The sequence below is a fragment of the Flavobacterium sp. genome (genome assembly GCF_041392085.1).
In the GTDB taxonomy this organism is placed as follows: Bacteria; Bacteroidota; Bacteroidia; order Flavobacteriales; family Flavobacteriaceae; genus Flavobacterium.
This window is the reverse complement of sequence record NZ_JAWKMW010000014.1, coordinates 42,402-61,371: the sequence shown is the minus strand read 5'-3', so window position 1 is coordinate 61,371 and position 18,970 is coordinate 42,402. Positions and strand designations below refer to the sequence as shown.

Here is an 18,970-nt window from a genome sequence, read left to right as displayed (position 1 = left end):
GATTTCTCGTAGTGATGAATTGCAAAATGTATTGAAAAACGCCAAAGAAATTTCGCAGCAAGGCATCAAAGAAATTGTGTTAACCGGAGTGAATATTGGCGATTATGGAAAAGGTGAATTTGGCAACAAGAAACACGAACATACATTTTTAGAATTGGTTCAGGCGTTGGATGAAGTAGAAGGTATTGAGCGTTTACGAATTTCTTCTATCGAGCCTAATTTATTGAAAAATGAAACGATTGAATTTGTATCGAAAAGCCGAACGTTTGTCCCACATTTTCACATTCCGTTGCAATCGGGAAGTAATGACATTTTGAAGAAAATGAAACGTCGTTATTTGCGAGAATTGTATGTAGATCGTGTGAATAAAATTCGAGAAGTCATGCCCGATGCGTGTATTGGTGTGGATGTAATTGTAGGTTTTCCCGGTGAAACGGATGAACATTTTTTGGAAACTTATCACTTTTTGAATGACTTAGACATTTCGTATTTGCATGTTTTTACGTATTCTGAACGTGACAACACAGAAGCCGCTGAAATGAATGGAGTGGTGCCGGGTAATGTTCGTTCCAAAAGAAGTAAAATGCTTCGCGGATTATCAGTTAAGAAACGAAGAGCGTTCTATGAAAGTCAACTCGGAACTACCCGCACTGTTTTGTTTGAAGCAGAAAATAAAGAAGGGTACATTCATGGATTTACTGAAAATTACGTAAAAGTAAAAACGCCTTGGAATCCTGAATTGGTAAATACACTACACGAAATCAAACTGACAAAAATTGATGAAGATGGTTCGGTGAGGATGGAATTTGTGAGGGATGTTGTGGTTTTGTAGTTTTTTACATTGTGTCATTTCGACCAGCGGGAGACTCGATAGATGCGAAATGGCGATGCAATGACACAACTGACGGGAGACTGCGACTCAACACTGCGACTGACCACTACTTCACAAAAACCGTCACTCTTCCTTCAATCGTATAACTCGAAAACCCGATATTTTTAGTAATCCATTCCATTGTTTTGGGATGATAAAAGAAAACGTGCGAATGGTCATTTTTGTAATACCACGTATCAAAATTTTGAGTTTCAGAGAAAAAATCGGTCATACAGATGAGTTTTCCACCGGGTTTTAGGAGATTGAAGAGTTTTTTGAATTCCTCAAACGGATGATGAAAATGTTCAATCACTTCGCAACAGGTGATGTAATCGTATTGTTTTTCCAAAACTTCCGGATGGTTGGAAAAGAATGGGTCGTATTCTACTATGTTGTACTTTTTGTCTTTCAATAATTTCACAATCACGGAGTTGGTTCCGGCACCAAAATCTAAACCGGAATGTTTGGGTGTAAAATCGTTCAGTACAATTTTTACGATTGGTGAAGCAAATTGTTGGTACCCTTTATCGTTGACATCATTATTGTGAAATTCGTAATGTTTTTTTTCTTCCGGTTCCGACAAATAGTTCTTGTCATCTAAAAAAACAGAAAAGCAAGTGGTACAAAAGTAAAACTCACGTTGTTTGTGTGTGTAAAAATGATTGGAAGACGAAGAACAAAGCGGACATTTCATATTTACAATTTTATACCGGGAGGAAGTAATTCTTTGTAAATTGGATTTTTTCTAAAGAAATGGGCTACTTTCGGATGTGTTGGAACCACTTTCCATTTTTTTTCTTGAGCAATAGAAAGCACTTCGATGATGAAATCATTAATTAAATCGAAATCTAAGTCTTCCGGATGGATTAATTTCGTTAAAAATAGCTTTCGTTCTTGGAGAGCATATTCCATTACCAATAAACCGAGTTCTGTTTGGGTTTCAAATTGCCTTAGTAATTGATTGTCTTTGATTTCCATACTTTTGTTGGGTTAGGAAAAATGATATTTTTATTATACAAAGGTAGGGATTTTTAATTTTTTTTGGGTTTAAAAGAATGTTAATCTGAATGAAATGAAGAATTTGTACTAATTTAATACTTCATTTATCGTTGTTTTTTCATAAAATTAATACATTTAGAACGTAAATCGTTTTTTATGGAAAGAATTCCAGTTTATTTTATGCCGGGACTTGCAGCCAGTACATCCATTTTTGAACGAATAGAACTGCCGAAAGAGAAATTTGACGTATTTTTATTAGAATGGATTATACCTCTACCAAAAGAATCAATTACCCAATATGTTTTACGTCTGTCTAAAGAAATTAAGCATGACAATCCGGTTTTGATTGGTGTTTCATTTGGCGGTGTCATTGTGCAGGAAATGGCAAAACTCATTCCGGTTCAAAAAACTATCATTATTTCAAGTGTAAAATCCAATAAAGAATTTCCAAGACGATTGAAAATTGCCAAGACAACCCAAGTATATAAACTATTACCTACCGGATTGGTTAAGAATGTGGAAACATTATCAAAATTTGCGTATGGAGATGCAGTAAAACAACGATTAAAATTGTATGATCGTTATTTGTGTGTGCGAGACAAGTGTTATTTAGATTGGGCTATTGAAACAATCATATTATGGGACAGAACTGAGCCAGATGAAAATGTGGTGCATATCCACGGTGATGCAGACGATGTTTTTCCTATAAAATATATCCAAAATTGTACGATTGTTAAGGGAGGGACACACATTATGATTTTGAATAAATTCAAATGGTTAAATGAAAATTTACCAAAAATTATACTAAATGCTAGTTGAGTTGGACTGATTTTTGTAGTTTTACAAGGAACAAATAAAATATGTTAGATATGAAAAGGATAAAAAATGGTGCAATTACTGCTATTGTTCTTGTTTTAAGTGGATTTTTTGTGTATTCAACTTCCAAAAAAAATATTGTTACTGAAAAAAGAGAGTTGGTAGGTCTGCCTTTGGAAATTGATTTTGCCGGAGAAAAAACACCTTTGCATATAGCCGATGTGCGTGAACGTTTAGATAGAGAGATGGTAATCAATACCAACTTACATTCTTCGACTACACTAATTTTAAAACGAGCTAACCGAGCATTTCCTATCATAGAACCCATTTTAGAAAAATATGGAGTGCCTGATGATTTTAAATATTTAGCGGTAATCGAAAGTGGTTTAGCTAACGTAGTTTCCCCTGCAGGAGCACGCGGTGTTTGGCAATTTATGCCTCAAACAGCTAAAGAGCAAGGAATGGAAGTAAACGATTATGTAGATGAACGATATCATATTGAAAAATCGACCGAAGCGGCTTGTCGATATCTTTTGGATGCAAAAAATAAATTTGGAAATTGGACTTTAGCTGCGGCTTCTTATAATGCCGGAATGGGTGGAATAAATAAACAATTAACGAATCAAATGGTTTCAGACTATTATGATGTTTTGCTCACGGAGGAAACCTCTCGCTATGTATTCCGTATTTTAGCTTTAAAAGAAATAATGTTAAACCCCGCTAAATACGGTTTTGAAATACCAAATGAGCAATTGTATTACCCGATTGAAGTAAAAAAAATTGAGGTAGACTCTACTATCAGTGATTTGGCCACCTTTGCGAAGAATCAGGGAATTAATTATAAGATATTAAAATTACACAATCCTTGGTTACGGGATAAAAAACTAGAAAACAAAAGCAAGAAAACATATATTCTTGAAATTCCAACAGAGGGTTATTAATAATAACACATGAAAATGACTCTATCAACCTTATTATTTTTATTACTCATCGGACTTTTAGCCGGAATTTTAAGTGGGTTAATAGGCATAGGAGGTGGGATTATCATGGTGCCTTTGCTGTTGCTTTTGGGATTGTCTCAACATGAGTCTCAAGGTACCAGTTTAGCCGTTCTTTCGGTACCTGTTACGGCTTTGGCTGCATTTAATTATTATAAAGAAGGATTTGTAGATTGGAAATATGCCGCAGTCGTGGCTGTATTTTTTGTAATTGGGGGCTATATCGGAAGCAAGTTTGCAATTAATATTGATGAGAAAATGCTAAAAAAAATCTTTGGATTTATTTTGCTACTTGTTGCCGGAAAACTTTTATTGGGTAAGTAGAAGTTAGGATTTAATTGGTAACCAACATGCCCTTTCTTTCTTCTTTCATTTTTATAAGTTCAGAAAGACGATCACTAAAAACGACATAGTGCATTTCCATTGCTTTTTTAGAAGGAGTTTTATATGGTGTAAGAGCTGCTCCTCTTTTAATATTGACTACTTGTAAGTTTTCATCTATCATGTAAGAAGTTGGAAAACCTAAAGTTTCCCGCATGTTTTCTACAATTTCATTATCATTTTTATAGTTTTTATGAGCATAACAAATCTCAATATGACTATTAAATTTTTTTGCAAATTTTTTTACTTCGTGTTTTTTACCCCAAACAATTACAATAAACTCGACATCTTTATTTTCTTTTGCTAATTTATTCAGAGCCGGAATTTCGCCTTTTCCGGGTACACACCAAGAAGAATAGGTGATTAGGAAAATAGGTTTTTTAACTTTACTCATTTTAAGTTTTCGGTTGGAAACTCTTTTGAGCGTATAGTCATTAAATTTAGAACCAATAAGTTGATTTTGTACTAGACTGTCAAATAAAAACTGACCTCTCTCAAAGTCTCCCAAACGATAGGCTTCATTACTTTGGGATTTAAATTTATGGAAGTTTGCACGAACAGCTTCTGTGAATAATTTTGGAGAATCCTCAACGGTTTGACTTAGAAGGGCTAAGTTTGAGGCAACAAATACTAATATGAGAATAATTTTTTTCATATTTGAAGTAATTTGATTCAAACAAAGCTATTTAATTTTATTAACAAATCCAAAAAATAACGGTTAATAACCTGTTGATAACTCGAATAGTAAATAAATAGCTACAAAAGAAGAGGTTTATTTCACAATCATCTTTTTAACACTCTTTTTATTTCCTTGATAGACTGAAACAACATACATACCTTTTGGTAAATTTTTGATATTTATGGGTTCGTTTAAAGTTGAAGAAACTAAAACCAACTTACCGAGTAAATTGTGAATTTCTATTTTGTCAATTGGAACAGTTGAATTTATATGTATGTATTCTTTTGTCGGATTTAAAAAAGTAAATAAATCAGTTTCAGTTGTAGGATTAATGGTTAACGTGCAATCATCTCCAACTAAATAAGAAAAATACTTTGTAACAGATAATCCACCGGCATAAGCAAATTTAACCGCATAACTGATTGTTGTACCAATGCTTTGTTCAGTTATCGTGTAAGTAAAATTATTACCCGACAAATTTGTCATTTGGTATTCGGTAAAAGGATTTTGCCTCCATAAAAAGGCAACTACGCCCACTTTATCGGTATCTAACAATTCAAAAGTAATTTGTACATCATTGCCAATTGTCTCAAATGAATAGCTATAACCGATTGAAAAAGAGCCTTGCTGAGCTTCAGTATCTGTTCCGGAACAACCTGTAAATCCTGTTGTTGTGGCACTAAGAAGAATAGGGTTATTAGCGTATTCGTTTCCGGTAACATCGCTAGCAGCAACTGAAAAATCATAGGTAGTGTTCGATGTTAAATTCGGAATGATAATTGATTTTTCTTCCCCCGAAGGGTTTGCCGTGGTAATGTTTTCGTCACCATAACTAATCGTGTAGGTTACATTGCCTGAATTGTCTTCAGCATTAAGTAACAACTCAATGGTACTGCTTGTCACCTCACCAACAGATGCAGTAAAATTAATGGGAGCTTCGTTATCATCCAATATATTTTGATAGACTCTCACGTAATCAATTTCCATTGTTGCTTGAGAAAAATTGGAAGGAATATTGCCTGCAATTCCACCCATAGCAATGTTTAATAAGATATATTGCTCAGAATCAAAAGGCCAAGTTTGTGGGTTTTTAACTGCTGGATTATAAGTGTAAAAAGCTACACCATCCAATAAAAATGTAATTTCAAAAGGCGACCAATTCATAGAATACACATGAAAATCATTTCCTAGGTTAGCAGCAATAGTTCCACCATGATTTACAGTACTTCCAAATGAAGAAGGTGTATGAATGGCACTTTGAATGTAACCTTCAGGTTGCGATTGCGTGATACCGTGCTCCATGATATCAATTTCACCGCAAGCAGGCCAACCGGTATTTCCAAATTCTGCATCAAAAAAACCACCGTCTTCGTTTACGTTTTTTCCTAACATCCATAAAGCAGGCCATGTTCCCTGATTGGTTGGTATTTTTGCTCGAATATCAACACGACCATATAGAAATGCAAATTTTGAATTTAAACGTGCCGATGTAAATTGTTTGGTAACACCTTGATTAGTATAGTTTTCTCTCTTTGCCACAATGTTTAAAAAACCATTGTTTACAAAGGAGTTGGTGATGAGGTTAGTATAGTGTTGTACTTCACCATTGAACCAACTTCCTCCGTTAGGAAGTTGTGTTTGATGATGCCATTTAGTAGAATTGATTGCACCATTTGTCTCAAATTCATCAGACCAAACCAAATCGTTGTATACTACATCAACTTGTGCATTGACTGCAAAAGGAGTTAGTATTATTAATAGAAAAAGTACTAAAAATAGGTTGTTTTTTATACTAAATAAATATTTTTTCATAGCATTTTTTTAAAAGGAAAAACCTTTAGTTAATAAATTTATAGTATAAAAAAAATTGGTGTTTTTTTATTTTTTTTCTTGGTATTTTAATTCCTCATTTTTATCCCACAATCCCCAGTAAGCACCGACTTCGCCTTCCGGTCCAACTTTCCATGATTCATCAAAAGATGAAAAATAAAAAATTTCAATATCGTTTTGGTCTGACCAATTCTGTGTATCGATAAAATATTTCATGGCATTTTCATGTGAAGCAAACGCACCTTTGAGTGACCCTCCTTGGCTAGGCCATCCGGTTTCGGTAATAATTACGCGTTTTCCGTTTCCGGCCTGTTTAGCGGATTCATACATGCTTTTCATGTGATTGAAAGCATACTCAATAGGACATCCTTCCCAGTAAGGATAACAGTTGGTTAAAATAACATCACAAGCTTCCGTAATTCTTGGACGATGGGAAAACTCGTAATACGCATCCACGTAGCCAACAGGAATGTTTGGAAGAGCTTTTTTTACTCGATATATGTATTCCAATAATTGATCTTCGGTTAAATCGTTTCGGTACATTACTTCATTGCCAACGGCAGCGATTGTAACACAACCTTCGTTAGCCAGTGAAATTAAAGCTTCGATTTCAATTTCATTTTTTTCTAAATCATTTCCCAACCAAGCACCAACTAATGTTTTCATTCCATTTTGATGAGCAATTCTTGGAATATGTTCGTTGCCTTCTATACATGAAAAAGACCGTACCCATTTGGCATAGGGTTTTAAGATTTGAATACGTCGGTTTACTTGTTCGCCATAAATAACATCACCCGGTTTTTGATGGTTTTCATACATACTGAAACAAATACCATGCATTCCTTTTTTTAAGGTTTTTAACCATAATTTGGATAATTCTTCTGTTGTATACTCTGCGATTTGTATTTCCTGATGATTATTTTCACCATCAACATAATTTCTATTTTCATCAAATGAAAAATAATGACCTTCTCTAAATGACATACGTACCTGTTTTAAGTGCAAATTTTAGCTTTTCGTTTTTATCCCAAATTCCCCATGCGGTTCCAACTGTTCCCTCTTGTTTTACTTTCCATGATTCGTCGAACGATGAGAAATAGAATAATTCAATGGTGTTATGGTTGGCCCATTCCTGTGCTGCTATAAAATAGTTCATAGCATTTACTTCAGACGGAACAGCTTCTTCAACATTTTCTCCTTTGCTAGGCCAGCCCGTTTCAGCGATAATGATTTTCTTTCCATTGGCCACTGATTGTGTGATTTCTAACATGTTTTCTAAATAGGATAGAGCATAATCGGCATTCGCACCTTCCCAAAAAGGATAGAAATTTACTAAAAGTACATCACATGCAGATACTAATTCGGGTTTGTATAGGTAATGTATAGGTAAGTAATTTAAAATAGTTTTACAATTAAATTCTTGCTTACCAATTAGTTTATTCAAAATGAATTTCTGCTTAGAAAAAAATATGCTGTAAATTAATTATCAAGAAATTTAAGATTTGAATAAAAAAAATCGATTCATACTAGCAATGAATCGATTTAATAATTAATTGTATTTTTTTGTCTAATTAAATTTTCTTCAACTGTTGTTTCATCATTGTTATTTGTTCTTTCAGCATATTTTGTTTGTCAAGCTTATTCGCTTCATTTAATAAATTGGTTGCCTCTATTTTTCTTCTTCTAGACATAGCAATTCCGGCTAAATTTAATTTAGCTACTGCCAAATCCATATCCATCGAAAGTCCTAATTCAATTGCTTTTTTGAAAAATTTCTCAGCTTGATTTAAATTGGTTTGAGAAACCATCAATCCATGAAGATAGTTGTAATATCCTTGTTGTTTTCTTACCAAGGCAGTTTCAGGATTTTTGATTTTATCTAACCAATTTTTAGCACCTTCAAAATCTTGCTTTCTTAATTTTAAAAAAGCAAGTAAAATAAATTCATTTTTAAAATATAAAAAAACTGGAATAGCAATTAATAAAATTATGAATATACCATTTCCAATGTTATTTTCGGTAAATTGCCAAATGGCGGTTGCTAATAGAAATGCAGCAAAAACTAATTTGATATTTTTATGAAACATAATCAGGGATATTAATTTGTGGTTGCAAAGGTAATAAAAGAAATGAAAATATTTTTAGAAAACCACTTGCGAGAAAAAAAAGTCTTTGTATATTTGCACTCGGTTTTTTAGGAACCTGTTAAATGATAATTATATTACGATTTTAAAGATACAAAACAATGAGTAAGAGAACGTTTCAACCATCGAAAAGAAAAAGAAGAAATAAACACGGGTTTATGGATAGAATGGCTACTGCAAATGGTAGAAAAGTCCTTGCTCGTAGAAGAGCCAAAGGAAGACACAAATTGACTGTTTCCTGCGAACCAAGACACAAAAAATAATGATTAGAAATTAATCAAATATAAAGGCGTTACTCTTTTAGGTAACGCCTTTTTTTTATACCTTGTCAACTTAAAAACTACTAAACTTCTATAACACAACAACATGCCTAAAGACAATTCTATTCAATCGGTTTTAATTATTGGTTCAGGTCCAATTGTTATTGGACAAGCCTGTGAATTTGATTACGCAGGATCTCAAGCTGCTCGTTCCATCAGAGAAGAAGGTATTGAGGTAATTTTAATTAACTCCAATCCGGCAACAATTATGACTGATCCAACGATGGCAGATCATGTCTATTTGTTACCCTTAACCACAAAATCAATTATTGAAATTCTCAAAAAACACCCCAATATTGATGCTGTTTTGCCAACGATGGGAGGTCAAACTGCGTTAAATTTATGTTTAGAAGCAGATGAAAAAGGAATCTGGGCTGATTTTAATGTAAGGTTAATCGGGGTAGATATTAACGCTATAAATATTACCGAAGATAGAGAACAATTCAAACAACTATTACAAAAAATAGGAGTTGGGGCCGCTCCGGCAAAAACAGCTACTTCCTTTTTGAAAGGGAAAGAAATTGCTCAAGAATATGGTTTTCCTCTAGTAATCAGGCCATCGTTCACGTTAGGTGGAACCGGTGCAGCTTTTGTTCATAGAAAAGAAGATTTTGATGAACTACTGACGAGGGGTTTAGAGGCTTCTCCAATACATGAAGTGCTCATAGACAAAGCATTATTGGGTTGGAAAGAATACGAATTGGAACTCCTTCGGGATAAGAATGACAATGTGGTGATAATTTGTTCCATCGAAAATATGGATCCAATGGGTATTCATACCGGAGATAGTATAACAGTTGCTCCGGCAATGACATTATCCGATACTACTTTTCAAAAGATGAGGGATATGGCCATATTAATGATGCGAAGCATTGGGAATTTTGCGGGAGGTTGTAACGTACAGTTTGCAGTATCTCCTGATGAAAAAGAGGATATTGTAGCCATTGAAATTAATCCGCGTGTTTCTCGTTCTTCAGCTTTAGCCTCAAAAGCAACAGGTTATCCGATTGCAAAAATTGCCTCAAAGCTAGCCTTAGGATACCATTTAGATGAACTTCAAAATCAAATCACTAAATCGACATCTGCTCTTTTTGAACCTACACTTGATTATGTTATTGTAAAAATTCCCAGATGGAACTTTGATAAATTTGAAGGTTCAGACAGAACATTGGGACTTCAAATGAAATCGGTTGGTGAAGTGATGGGAATTGGGCGTTCTTTTCAAGAAGCGTTACACAAAGCAACACAATCATTAGAAATTAAAAGAAATGGTTTAGGAGCTGACGGAAAAGGATATAAAAATTATGAACAAATAATCGATAAATTGACGCATGCTAGTTGGGATCGCGTTTTTGTGATTTATGATGCTATTCAAATGGGCATTCCGTTAAGTAGAATTCATGAGATTACTAAAATAGACATGTGGTTCTTAAAACAATATGAGGAATTACATTTATTGGAAAAAGAAATTTCTAATTATTCCATCGATTCTATACCAAAAGAGTTATTGTTGGAAGCTAAACAAAAAGGATTTGCAGACAGACAAATTGCGCATATGATTCGTTGTTTAGAAAGCCAAGTACATAAGAAAAGAAAAGAACTTGCTATTAACAGAGTGTATAAGTTAGTAGATACTTGTGCCGCAGAGTTCAAAGCTTTAACACCTTATTATTACTCAACTTTTGAGGCTGATATTCAAACATCCAATGGAGAAAAGTATGTGCACAATGAAAGTGTTGTAACAAAAAGAAAAAAAGTGATTGTTCTGGGATCGGGACCTAATCGAATTGGACAAGGCATCGAATTTGATTATTCCTGTGTCCATGGTGTTTTAGCTGCGAAAGAGTGTGGGTATGAAACCATTATGATTAATTGTAATCCGGAAACAGTTTCAACTGATTTTGATACTGCTGATAAGTTGTATTTTGAGCCGGTTTTTTGGGAACATATTTATGATATTATTCAACATGAAAATCCCGAAGGTGTAATTGTTCAATTAGGAGGTCAAACAGCTCTTAAACTAGCTGAAAAATTAGATCGTTATGGCATTAAAATATTGGGGACTAGTTTCGATGCGTTAGACTTAGCTGAGGATAGAGGTCGCTTTTCTGAATTATTGGCAGCATTAAAAATTCCGTATCCAAAGTTCGGAGTTGCAGAAAACGCAGATCAAGCTGCTGCATTAGCAGATGTGTTGGATTTTCCTTTGTTGGTTAGACCTTCTTATGTATTGGGTGGACAAGGCATGAAAATCGTTATAAACAAACAAGAACTTGAAGAGCATGTGATTGATTTATTAAAAAATATACCCGGTAATAAACTGCTTTTAGATCACTATTTAGATGGAGCCATCGAAGCAGAAGCGGATGCCATTTGTGACGGTGAAAATGTATATATCATTGGGATTATGGAGCATATTGAGCCTTGTGGTGTGCATTCGGGTGATAGTAACGCAACTTTACCTCCGTTTAACTTGGGTGAGTTCGTTATGCAACAAATAAAAGAACATACTAAAAAAATTGCACTAGCATTGAAAACAGTTGGCTTAATCAATATTCAATTTGCAATTAAAGATGATATTGTTTACATCATTGAAGCTAATCCAAGAGCTTCCAGAACGGTTCCGTTTATTGCGAAAGCGTATGGCGAACCGTATGTAAATTATGCTACTAAGATCATGTTAGGTGAGAATAAAGTAACCGATTTTACTTTTAATCCACAACTTAAAGGTTATGCCATTAAGCAACCTGTTTTTTCTTTCAGTAAATTCCATGGGGTAAACAAAAAATTAGGACCTGAAATGAAATCAACCGGCGAAAGTATTTTGTTTATCGACGATTTAAAAGACGATCAATTCTATGAATTGTATTCCAGACGAAAAATGTATTTAAGTAAATAAATGAAAAATCCCAAGCATTAAACACTTGGGATTTTTTATTTTAAAACAAATTTTTTTGGTATACTTTATTTGTTTTTAAAATATTTCCAAGGTACAACTAACATTCCAAAGCATTCGCCATCTTCTTTACCAAGATGCTTGTGATGCATTTTGTGTGCTCTTCGTACAGCTTTGGCGTATATATTATTGGCGTTTCTAAATAGCTTAAAGCGTTGATGAATAAAAATATCATGTACAAAAAAATATGCAACACCGTAAGCAAATATTCCAATACCAATAGCTAATCCGATTTCTAGGATGTTATATTTCCATAGTAAAAAGAAACTAATACTCACGATAGCATAGAAAATAAAAAAAGCATCATTTCGCTCAAACCATGAGTCATGATCTTTTTTATGATGATCGGCATGTAAATGCCATAAAAAACCATGCATAACGTATTTATGGGTAAACCACGCCATAAATTCCATCATAAAAAAAGTAAGAAAAAAAACTAATAAATGAATCCAAATGCTCATGATTAAATGATTTTAAAATGATAGTTTAAATAGCATTTTGCTAATAGACCAACTTTTTCATAGTCAGGAACTCTAATTCTGGTATTTTTGATTGACAATGAAGGTGTATTTTTAAGTTTAGAAAGTAACTTTTTATAATAGACATATGCAGTATATACACCAAATTTCGCTTCAATCGGCAGATTTCGAATACCTATATAGCCAATTTCAAAATCATTTTCAATTTCAGTTATAATATTTTGTTTTGCTATTTCGTCTAATTGATTTAAATCGGTATTAGGGAAATAAGTACGGTTTAATTCTTCAAAATCAGCTTTTAAATCCCTAAGAAAATTTACTTTTTGGAAAGCTGAGCCTAATCGCATGGCACTTTCCTTCAATTCGTTATATTTTGTAATATTTCCATTTACAAAAACTTTCAAGCACATTAATCCAACTACATCGGCCGAACCATAAATATAATTGTGATATTCCTCAGTGGTTTTGTATTCCGTTTTATATAAATCTAATTTCATACTTTCCATAAAAGCATCTATTAATTCGGCAGGAATAGCATACCGATTTACTGTATGTTGAAATGCATTCAATATAGGATTTAAACTAATTTTATAACGAAGAGCATTTTTTAAATCTGTTTCAAATAAAGCAAACAGTTCTTTTTTGTCATAATCACGGAAAGAATCTACAATCTCGTCTGCTAACCGAACAAATCCATAAATATTGTAAATATCCTGACGGATAGATGGGGCTAACATTTTTACTGCCGAAGAAAAGGAAGTGCTGTACGTTTTTGTCACTTTTCTGCTGCATTCATAGGAAAGAGTATCAAATAAAGATTTCATAGCAGTATTTTTTTAGATTTGTTTACTTTTTTTAAAATCATTTCAGAAACTAATTTTCCTGAAATTAATGAAGGAGGCACTCCGGGACCGGGCACAGTAAGTTGACCTGTAAAATATAAGTTGTCTACTTTTTTACTTTTTAACTTAGGTCTTAAAAATGCAGTTTGAAACAAGGTATTGGCCATTCCATACGCATTTCCTTTGTATGAATTATAGTCTTTGATAAAATCATTTACACAATACGAAGCTTTAAAAAGAATATTTTCTTTAACAACTTGACCGGTAAGTTTTTCAAATCTATCCATAATAATAGTGAAGTATTTTTCTCTTATCTCCTCATTATCTTTTATTCCAGGAGCAAGAGGAATTAAAAATATACCGGCCTCCTTTCCTTGTGGAGCTGCAGAATCATCTGTTTTGGAAGGAAAACTGGCATAAAAAAGAGGTTCTTCAGGCCAATCAGGGTTGTCATAAATTGCTTTTGCGTGATTTTCAAAAGGAACATCAAAAAATAGAGTATGATGTTCAACGTGGTCAATTTTTTTGTCAAATCCTACATAGAAAAGTAGGGAAGAGGGTGCAAATATTTTTTTCCCCCAATATTCTTCAGTGTAACTTCTATAATTAGCATCTAAGAGTGATTCAGAATGATGATAATCTGCCCCACTCAATACGATATCGCAATCCTTTTTTTTACCGTTTACGATGATTCCGGTGGTTTTCTTATTTTCAACTACAATTTTTTGAACGGGAGAATTTGTTAAAATGGTAACCCCAAGTTCTTTAGCTAATTTTTCTATTGCTAGAATAACACTGTACATTCCATTTTTCGGATGCCAAGTACCCATACCAAAGTCAGCATAATTCATGAAACTATAAAAGGCGGGAGTATCTTGAGGTTTTGCTCCTAAAAACAATACGGGAAATTCTAGCACTTGAATTAATTTTTTATTTTTAAATCGCTTTCTGACTTCTTTGCTGATATTAGAAATAAATTGTCCAATTTTAAAAGCCGTTTCTGGGGTTAATAATTCTAAAGGAGAAACACCGGGTCTGTAGACTAAATCTTTTATGGCGATTTCATAGTTTGTCTTTGCTTGCTCCATAAATTTTTTTAACTCACTACCACTACCTTTTTCAATGTTTTCAAAAGTGTTGATGATGTCCGGTAGATTATCTGCAATGGTTATAAAATCTCTTATGCCATAGTAAACTTGATAAGCAGGTGATAGTTTTATGAGTTGGTAATAGTCAGATGGTTTTTTTTGAAAGTCGTTAAAGAAACGTTCAAAAACATCGGGCATCCAATACCAAGTTGGTCCGATATCAAATGTAAACCCTTCTTTCTTGTACTGACGGGCTCTTCCACCTATAGTAGCGTTTTTTTCAAAAACAGTCACCTTGCAACCTGCTTTGGCTAAATAGCAAGCGGCAGCTAAAGATGAAAATCCTGAACCTATAATAAAAATGTCTTTTTTCATATTGTTTAACAAATATATACAAAATGTTAAACAAAAAAAAGATTTAAGTAAAATTTATAAATTTTTTGCTAGTTCTAAAATTGAATCAAAAACTTTTACGTTTGGATGGTCTTCTTGCTTAATAAATTCAGTTAATCGTCCAATTGTCCATAATTCAGCATGAGAACTCTCTAAAATTTCGTTATGAATATCCTTCAAGTATTTATTTATTTCATCTTTTGTGGGTTCAACAGTCATATACGAAACATAGGTAATATTGTCAAAATATTTTTTGATATCCTTCAAGCTATCTATAGGAACACTTTCTCCTAAATATATTGTTTTATAACCATTTAATATAATCTCATAATTGAGATACATTAAACCCAATTCATGAACTTCATTCAAAGGAAGAAAAAGTACAAAAACCCTATTTTCTTTTGTTGGATCTAACAATTGTATTTTTTCGGTATTAACTAATATTTTTTGTTTGACCAAGTAACTGATAAAATGTTCATGAGCTGGCGAAATAGTTTCTGATTGCCATAATAAACCGATTTCATTCATCAATGGAATAAAAATATCATAAAAAATTTCACGAAATGATTTTTCAGATAATAAATTATTGTAAGTTTTAAAAAATAGTGTTTGATCAAAATTCATCATAGCCATTTTAAAAGCATTGATAGCATGATGTTTTACACTTTTTTCATTAACAATCTCTCTAACTAAAACGGTTATCTTGTCTGGAGTAAGTTTCGATATTTTAGATATTTTGTAACCGTGATTATGAAGAAGTGTAATATTTAAAAGTTTTTGAAGAGCAGGTAAATCGTAATAGCGAATATTAGTGTCAGTCCGCATTGGCTCTAAAACATTATATCGTTTTTCCCAAATCCGTATCGTGTGTGCTTTTATTCCTGATAAATTTTCAAGGTCCTTGATGCTGAAAACATTTTTAACACTGTTCATTTTTTATGTAAATTTGTTAAACAAAATTAGAAAAAATATTCATATAAACTATTTTTTCCTGTGTTTTTTACAAAATTCATTTTGATTTATCTGAAGAAACAACTGTGTGTAGTTAAAAAGCAAACGGTTTGCTCGTTTTTTATTTGATAAAGGAGGTAAAATAAAAAAACGCTAAGAGAAACTTAACGTTTATTAATTTGAATGTGACCACGATGGGATTCGAACCCATACGCCTTGCAGCACCACCCCCTCAAGATGGCGAGTCTACCAGTTTCTCCACGTGGCCAAAAAAAGGAAAGACGTTGCATGCAACGTCTTTATAGTGACCCGACTGGGGCTCGAACCCAGGACCCCAACATTAAAAGTGTTGTGCTCTACCAACTGAGCTATCGAGTCATTGCATTTAGAAATTTCAATAATAATTGTGACCCGACTGGGGCTCGAACCCAGGACCCCAACATTAAAAGTGTTGTGCTCTACCAACTGAGCTATCGAGTCAAATGCAATTTCTTGAATGCGGGTGCAAATATACGGTCTTATTATTTATTTTTCAAAGTAAAATTGTCTTAAATTTGGATTTTTACATTAAACTTTTTTAATGTACTATTATACAAGGATTTATTATGAAAAAAAAAATAATTTTGCTTGGATACATGGGTTCAGGTAAAACAATAATAGGATCAAAACTAGCAAATGAATTACAAATTCAGTATTTTGATTTAGACGATTTTGTTGAAAAACAAGAAAACAAATCAATTACTTCTATTTTTGAAACTAATGGAGAGTTGTATTTTAGAAAAGTAGAACACCTTGTTTTGAAGCAAATTGTGACCACAAAGAATGATTTTGTTTTGAGTTTGGGTGGAGGAACCCCTTGCTATGCGAATAACCACCTTTTTTTACAAAATCATGATATTATTTCAATTTATTTAAAGACTTCTGTTGGAGAGCTAAAAAAACGTTTAAAAGAGGAAAAGTTAGCCAGACCGTTAATTTCAAATGTAAAAGAGGAAGAACTCGAAGAGTTTATAGCAAAACACCTTTTTGACAGAAGTTTTTATTACCATCAAGCCAAACACATTGTTGTAACGGATGGCAAATCAATACAAGAGGTTGTAAATGAAATCAAGAATTTAATTACTTAAATAAGCATAACTTGTGTTCTGCTCAAAAATAACATGTACGTGTTCGTGCAGGGAAGTCGAAAGTGAAATACCTTTAAAGTCAGCTTTTACAGGGTATTTTTTATGGTTTCTGTCAACCAAAACAGCGGTTTTAAATTTCTTTAACGGTACATCCAAAAAGTGTCTTACTCCATACACTAAAGTTGTTCCGGAGTGTAACACATCATCTATTAAAACCAATCCTTTATTTCGGTATTCATCTTTTGAAAGTGAAGTGGTAATGGGTTCAAACGGATTATTTTTATTAATTTTTACTTCACATAATTCAATTTCTAATGAAGAAATTTTATTGAGTTCTTTTGCCAATTTTTCAGCTAAAATATAACCGTTTTTGGTAATTCCGGCTAATACAATTACTTTTTCGTCAACAAAAGTTTCATATATTTGATAGGCAATTCGCTTGATCTTTTGCTCAATTTCCTGATGAGTAAGAATTGTAATTTGAGGCATCGTTTTTTATTTCAAATATATGAAGATAATCCCACAAGAAAAATGTAATATGAAAGTATTTTTAATAATGAAAATACAAACTATATGAATTAATATCAGATTCGGTTTTGAACAAGACTATAGAAGTTGAATGTAAAAGAATTTTAATCAGAAAGAATAAAATAAAAAGAGTTACCATTTAAGGTAACTCTTTATGTTAAGTAAGTTGAATCGGGTTATAAAAACGTTTATTTAACTTTTTTCACAATAGCTTTAAAAGCTTCCGGATGATTCATTGCTAAATCAGCAAGTACCTTACGGTTTAATTCAATACCGTTAGATTTTACTTTTCCAATAAATTGTGAATAACTCATTCCTTCCATTCGGGCACCAGCATTAATACGCATAATCCACAATGATCGGAAGTTTCTCTTGTTTTGTTTTCTGTCACGGTAAGCATAAATCATGGCTTTTTCAACCGCGTTTTTAGCTACCGTCCAAACGTTTTTACGTCTACCAAAGAAACCTTTGGCTTGCTTTAATACTTTTTTTCTTCTTGCTCTTTTAGCAACTGAATTTACTGATCTTGGCATAATTTTCTTGTTTTTTGTAGCAGGCGTCCCGAATTAAATCAAGGGAACTTGTTAGCCATACTCCAAGGTTATTAAATTGTTTTAACCTAAAGGGTAAAAGTTCTCAGTTTTCAGTCTCAGTTAACAGTTTTAAACTGTTTACCGTGACTGTGACTGGATACTTAGATTATCCTTAATTGTTCTTTTACACTTTTCATGTCAGATGAATGTACTAACGCTGAATGTGTTAAAGCTAATTTTCGCTTTTTAGATTTTTTAGTCAAAATATGACTTTTGAAAGCGTGCTTTCTCTTGATTTTTCCAGAACCGGTTACTTTAAAACGCTTCTTAGCACTGGATTTTGTTTTCATTTTAGGCATAATTTCCCAAATTTATTTGTGATTTAACTTACTTACTATTTTTAGTTTCTGAGTGACTAAGTAACGGAAAGTAAACTCAGTAACTCAGAATCTCAGTTGCTCAGCAACTTATTTCTTCTTCTTAGGAGCGATATACATAATCATTCGCTTACCTTCTAAAACCGGTAAAGCTTCCACTTTTCCAAGTTCTTCTAAATCTTGAGCTAATCTTAACAATAGAATTTGACCTTGTTCTTTATATATAATAGAACGTCCCTTGAAGAATACAAAAGCTTTTAACTTTGCACCTTCTCTCAAGAACTTTTCTGCATTTTTCTTTTTAAATTCGTAGTCATGTTCATCTGTTTGAGGTCCAAATCGAATTTCTTTTACAACAATTTGTGTTGATTTGGCTTTGAGCATTTTTTCTCTTTTCTTTTGCTCATAAATGAATTTGCCGTAATCCATTAATTTACAAACGGGAGGTTCTGCATTTGGCGAAATCTCGACCAAATCTACCTCTAACTCCTCTGCTAATCGCAAAGCTTCGGTTATTTTGTAAACACCCGGTTCTATGTTTTCACCAACCAACCGTACTTCAGGAACTCTAATTGAATTATTTATCCTATGAGTTTCCTTTTTTTCTACTCTGGGTTGATACCCTCTGTTGTTTCTAATTGCTATGACTTTAAAATTT

At 33.0% G+C, this 18,970-nt stretch carries 22 protein-coding genes and 3 tRNA genes; 7 read left to right on the top strand and 18 right to left on the bottom strand.

Annotation, left to right across the window (positions count from 1 at the left end; genetic code table 11):
- Positions 1-832, top strand: an 832-nt coding sequence (locus tag R2782_RS12190) for a radical SAM protein (RefSeq protein ID WP_371268525.1), incomplete at its 5' end; no start/stop codon positions are given.
- Between the two features lie 106 nt (positions 833-938).
- Here R2782_RS12190 and R2782_RS12185 read toward each other — a convergent pair.
- Together R2782_RS12185 and R2782_RS12180 are read right to left on the bottom strand one after the other, a co-directional pair.
- Complete coding sequence (locus tag R2782_RS12185; protein ID WP_371268524.1) at positions 939-1,565, bottom strand: class I SAM-dependent methyltransferase; 627 nt, start codon at positions 1,563-1,565, stop codon at positions 939-941.
- A 2-nt stretch (positions 1,566-1,567) separates the two neighbouring features.
- Positions 1,568-1,849, bottom strand: a complete 282-nt coding sequence (locus tag R2782_RS12180) for a GNAT family N-acetyltransferase (RefSeq protein ID WP_371268523.1) — start codon at positions 1,847-1,849, stop codon at positions 1,568-1,570.
- A gap of 177 nt (positions 1,850-2,026) precedes the next feature.
- Between R2782_RS12180 and R2782_RS12175 the strand changes: the two genes are divergently transcribed.
- The 3 genes from R2782_RS12175 to R2782_RS12165 are packed head-to-tail and all read left to right on the top strand — an operon-like array spanning position 2,027 to position 4,008.
- Entirely contained in the window at positions 2,027-2,689 is a 663-nt protein-coding gene (locus R2782_RS12175; RefSeq protein WP_371268522.1) for an alpha/beta fold hydrolase, read from the top strand.
- Between the two features lie 50 nt (positions 2,690-2,739).
- The gene (locus R2782_RS12170) at positions 2,740-3,627 is read left to right on the top strand and encodes a lytic transglycosylase domain-containing protein (RefSeq protein WP_371268521.1); all 888 of its coding nucleotides are present in this window, start codon (positions 2,740-2,742) and stop codon (positions 3,625-3,627) included.
- A 9-nt stretch (positions 3,628-3,636) separates the two neighbouring features.
- Positions 3,637-4,008, top strand: a complete 372-nt coding sequence (locus R2782_RS12165; RefSeq protein WP_371268520.1) for a TSUP family transporter — start codon at positions 3,637-3,639, stop codon at positions 4,006-4,008.
- A 10-nt stretch (positions 4,009-4,018) separates the two neighbouring features.
- Here R2782_RS12165 and R2782_RS12160 read toward each other — a convergent pair whose 3' ends face one another.
- From R2782_RS12160 to R2782_RS12140, 5 genes are all read right to left on the bottom strand, one after another.
- Entirely contained in the window at positions 4,019-4,720 is a 702-nt protein-coding gene (locus R2782_RS12160) for a TlpA family protein disulfide reductase (RefSeq protein WP_371268519.1), read from the bottom strand.
- Between the two features lie 117 nt (positions 4,721-4,837).
- Complete coding sequence (locus R2782_RS12155) at positions 4,838-6,556, bottom strand: family 16 glycosylhydrolase (protein WP_371268518.1); 1,719 nt, start codon at positions 6,554-6,556, stop codon at positions 4,838-4,840.
- Between the two features lie 66 nt (positions 6,557-6,622).
- Positions 6,623-7,558, bottom strand: coding sequence for a glycosyl hydrolase family 17 protein (locus R2782_RS12150; protein ID WP_371268517.1), 936 nt, complete (start codon positions 7,556-7,558; stop codon positions 6,623-6,625).
- Positions 7,548-8,018: a glycosyl hydrolase family 17 protein gene (locus R2782_RS12145; RefSeq protein WP_371268516.1), complete on the bottom strand. Its 471-nt coding sequence runs from the start codon at positions 8,016-8,018 to the stop codon at positions 7,548-7,550. The genes R2782_RS12150 and R2782_RS12145 overlap by 11 nt, the downstream gene beginning before the upstream one ends.
- A gap of 127 nt (positions 8,019-8,145) precedes the next feature.
- Positions 8,146-8,661 carry a DUF2892 domain-containing protein gene (locus R2782_RS12140; protein WP_371268515.1) on the bottom strand — a complete coding sequence of 172 codons (516 nt, stop codon included), beginning with the start codon at positions 8,659-8,661 and terminating at the stop codon, positions 8,146-8,148.
- A 158-nt stretch (positions 8,662-8,819) separates the two neighbouring features.
- On the opposite strand from R2782_RS12140, the gene rpmH reads away from it, so the two are divergent.
- Both rpmH and carB read left to right on the top strand, forming a co-directional pair.
- Positions 8,820-8,981 carry a 50S ribosomal protein L34 gene (gene rpmH, locus R2782_RS12135; RefSeq protein WP_026710894.1) on the top strand — a complete coding sequence of 54 codons (162 nt, stop codon included), beginning with the start codon at positions 8,820-8,822 and terminating at the stop codon, positions 8,979-8,981.
- Positions 8,982-9,084: 103 nt separating this feature from the next.
- On the top strand, positions 9,085-11,937 hold the full coding sequence (carB, locus tag R2782_RS12130) for a carbamoyl-phosphate synthase large subunit (RefSeq protein WP_371268514.1): 2,853 nt from the start codon (positions 9,085-9,087) through the stop codon (positions 11,935-11,937).
- 65 nt (positions 11,938-12,002) lie between these two features.
- Here carB and R2782_RS12125 read toward each other — a convergent pair whose 3' ends face one another.
- The 7 genes from R2782_RS12125 to R2782_RS12095 form a co-directional block, all read right to left on the bottom strand.
- Positions 12,003-12,455 carry a beta-carotene hydroxylase gene (locus tag R2782_RS12125; RefSeq protein ID WP_371268513.1) on the bottom strand — a complete coding sequence of 151 codons (453 nt, stop codon included), beginning with the start codon at positions 12,453-12,455 and terminating at the stop codon, positions 12,003-12,005.
- Between the two features lie 2 nt (positions 12,456-12,457).
- Complete coding sequence (locus R2782_RS12120; protein ID WP_371268512.1) at positions 12,458-13,297, bottom strand: phytoene/squalene synthase family protein; 840 nt, start codon at positions 13,295-13,297, stop codon at positions 12,458-12,460.
- On the bottom strand, positions 13,294-14,778 hold the full coding sequence (locus R2782_RS12115; RefSeq protein WP_371268511.1) for a phytoene desaturase family protein: 1,485 nt from the start codon (positions 14,776-14,778) through the stop codon (positions 13,294-13,296). The genes R2782_RS12120 and R2782_RS12115 overlap by 4 nt, the downstream gene beginning before the upstream one ends.
- Before the next feature lie 54 nt (positions 14,779-14,832).
- Positions 14,833-15,729: a MerR family transcriptional regulator gene (locus tag R2782_RS12110; protein ID WP_371268510.1), complete on the bottom strand. Its 897-nt coding sequence runs from the start codon at positions 15,727-15,729 to the stop codon at positions 14,833-14,835.
- 204 nt (positions 15,730-15,933) lie between these two features.
- A tRNA-Leu gene (locus R2782_RS12105) sits at positions 15,934-16,015 on the bottom strand.
- A 37-nt stretch (positions 16,016-16,052) separates the two neighbouring features.
- A tRNA-Lys gene (locus tag R2782_RS12100) sits at positions 16,053-16,125 on the bottom strand.
- A gap of 29 nt (positions 16,126-16,154) precedes the next feature.
- A tRNA-Lys gene (locus R2782_RS12095) sits at positions 16,155-16,227 on the bottom strand.
- Positions 16,228-16,352: 125 nt separating this feature from the next.
- Here R2782_RS12095 and R2782_RS12090 point away from each other — a divergent pair.
- Entirely contained in the window at positions 16,353-16,874 is a 522-nt protein-coding gene (locus R2782_RS12090) for a shikimate kinase (RefSeq protein ID WP_371268509.1), read from the top strand.
- On the opposite strand, the gene R2782_RS12085 is transcribed toward R2782_RS12090, so the two are convergent.
- The 4 genes from R2782_RS12085 to infC form a co-directional block, all read right to left on the bottom strand.
- Positions 16,863-17,363 (bottom strand): phosphoribosyltransferase domain-containing protein, encoded by a 501-nt coding sequence (locus tag R2782_RS12085; protein ID WP_371268508.1) that lies wholly within the window; start codon positions 17,361-17,363, stop codon positions 16,863-16,865. The genes R2782_RS12090 and R2782_RS12085 overlap by 12 nt on opposite strands.
- A gap of 227 nt (positions 17,364-17,590) precedes the next feature.
- Positions 17,591-17,935, bottom strand: a complete 345-nt coding sequence (gene rplT, locus R2782_RS12080) for a 50S ribosomal protein L20 (protein WP_371268507.1) — start codon at positions 17,933-17,935, stop codon at positions 17,591-17,593.
- Between the two features lie 161 nt (positions 17,936-18,096).
- A complete protein-coding gene (gene rpmI / locus R2782_RS12075) occupies positions 18,097-18,294 on the bottom strand; it encodes a 50S ribosomal protein L35 (RefSeq protein WP_371268506.1) in 198 nt (65 codons plus the stop codon).
- A gap of 108 nt (positions 18,295-18,402) precedes the next feature.
- Entirely contained in the window at positions 18,403-18,951 is a 549-nt protein-coding gene (gene infC, locus R2782_RS12070; RefSeq protein WP_371268526.1) for a translation initiation factor IF-3, read from the bottom strand.
- Positions 18,952-18,970 lie beyond the last annotated feature (19 nt).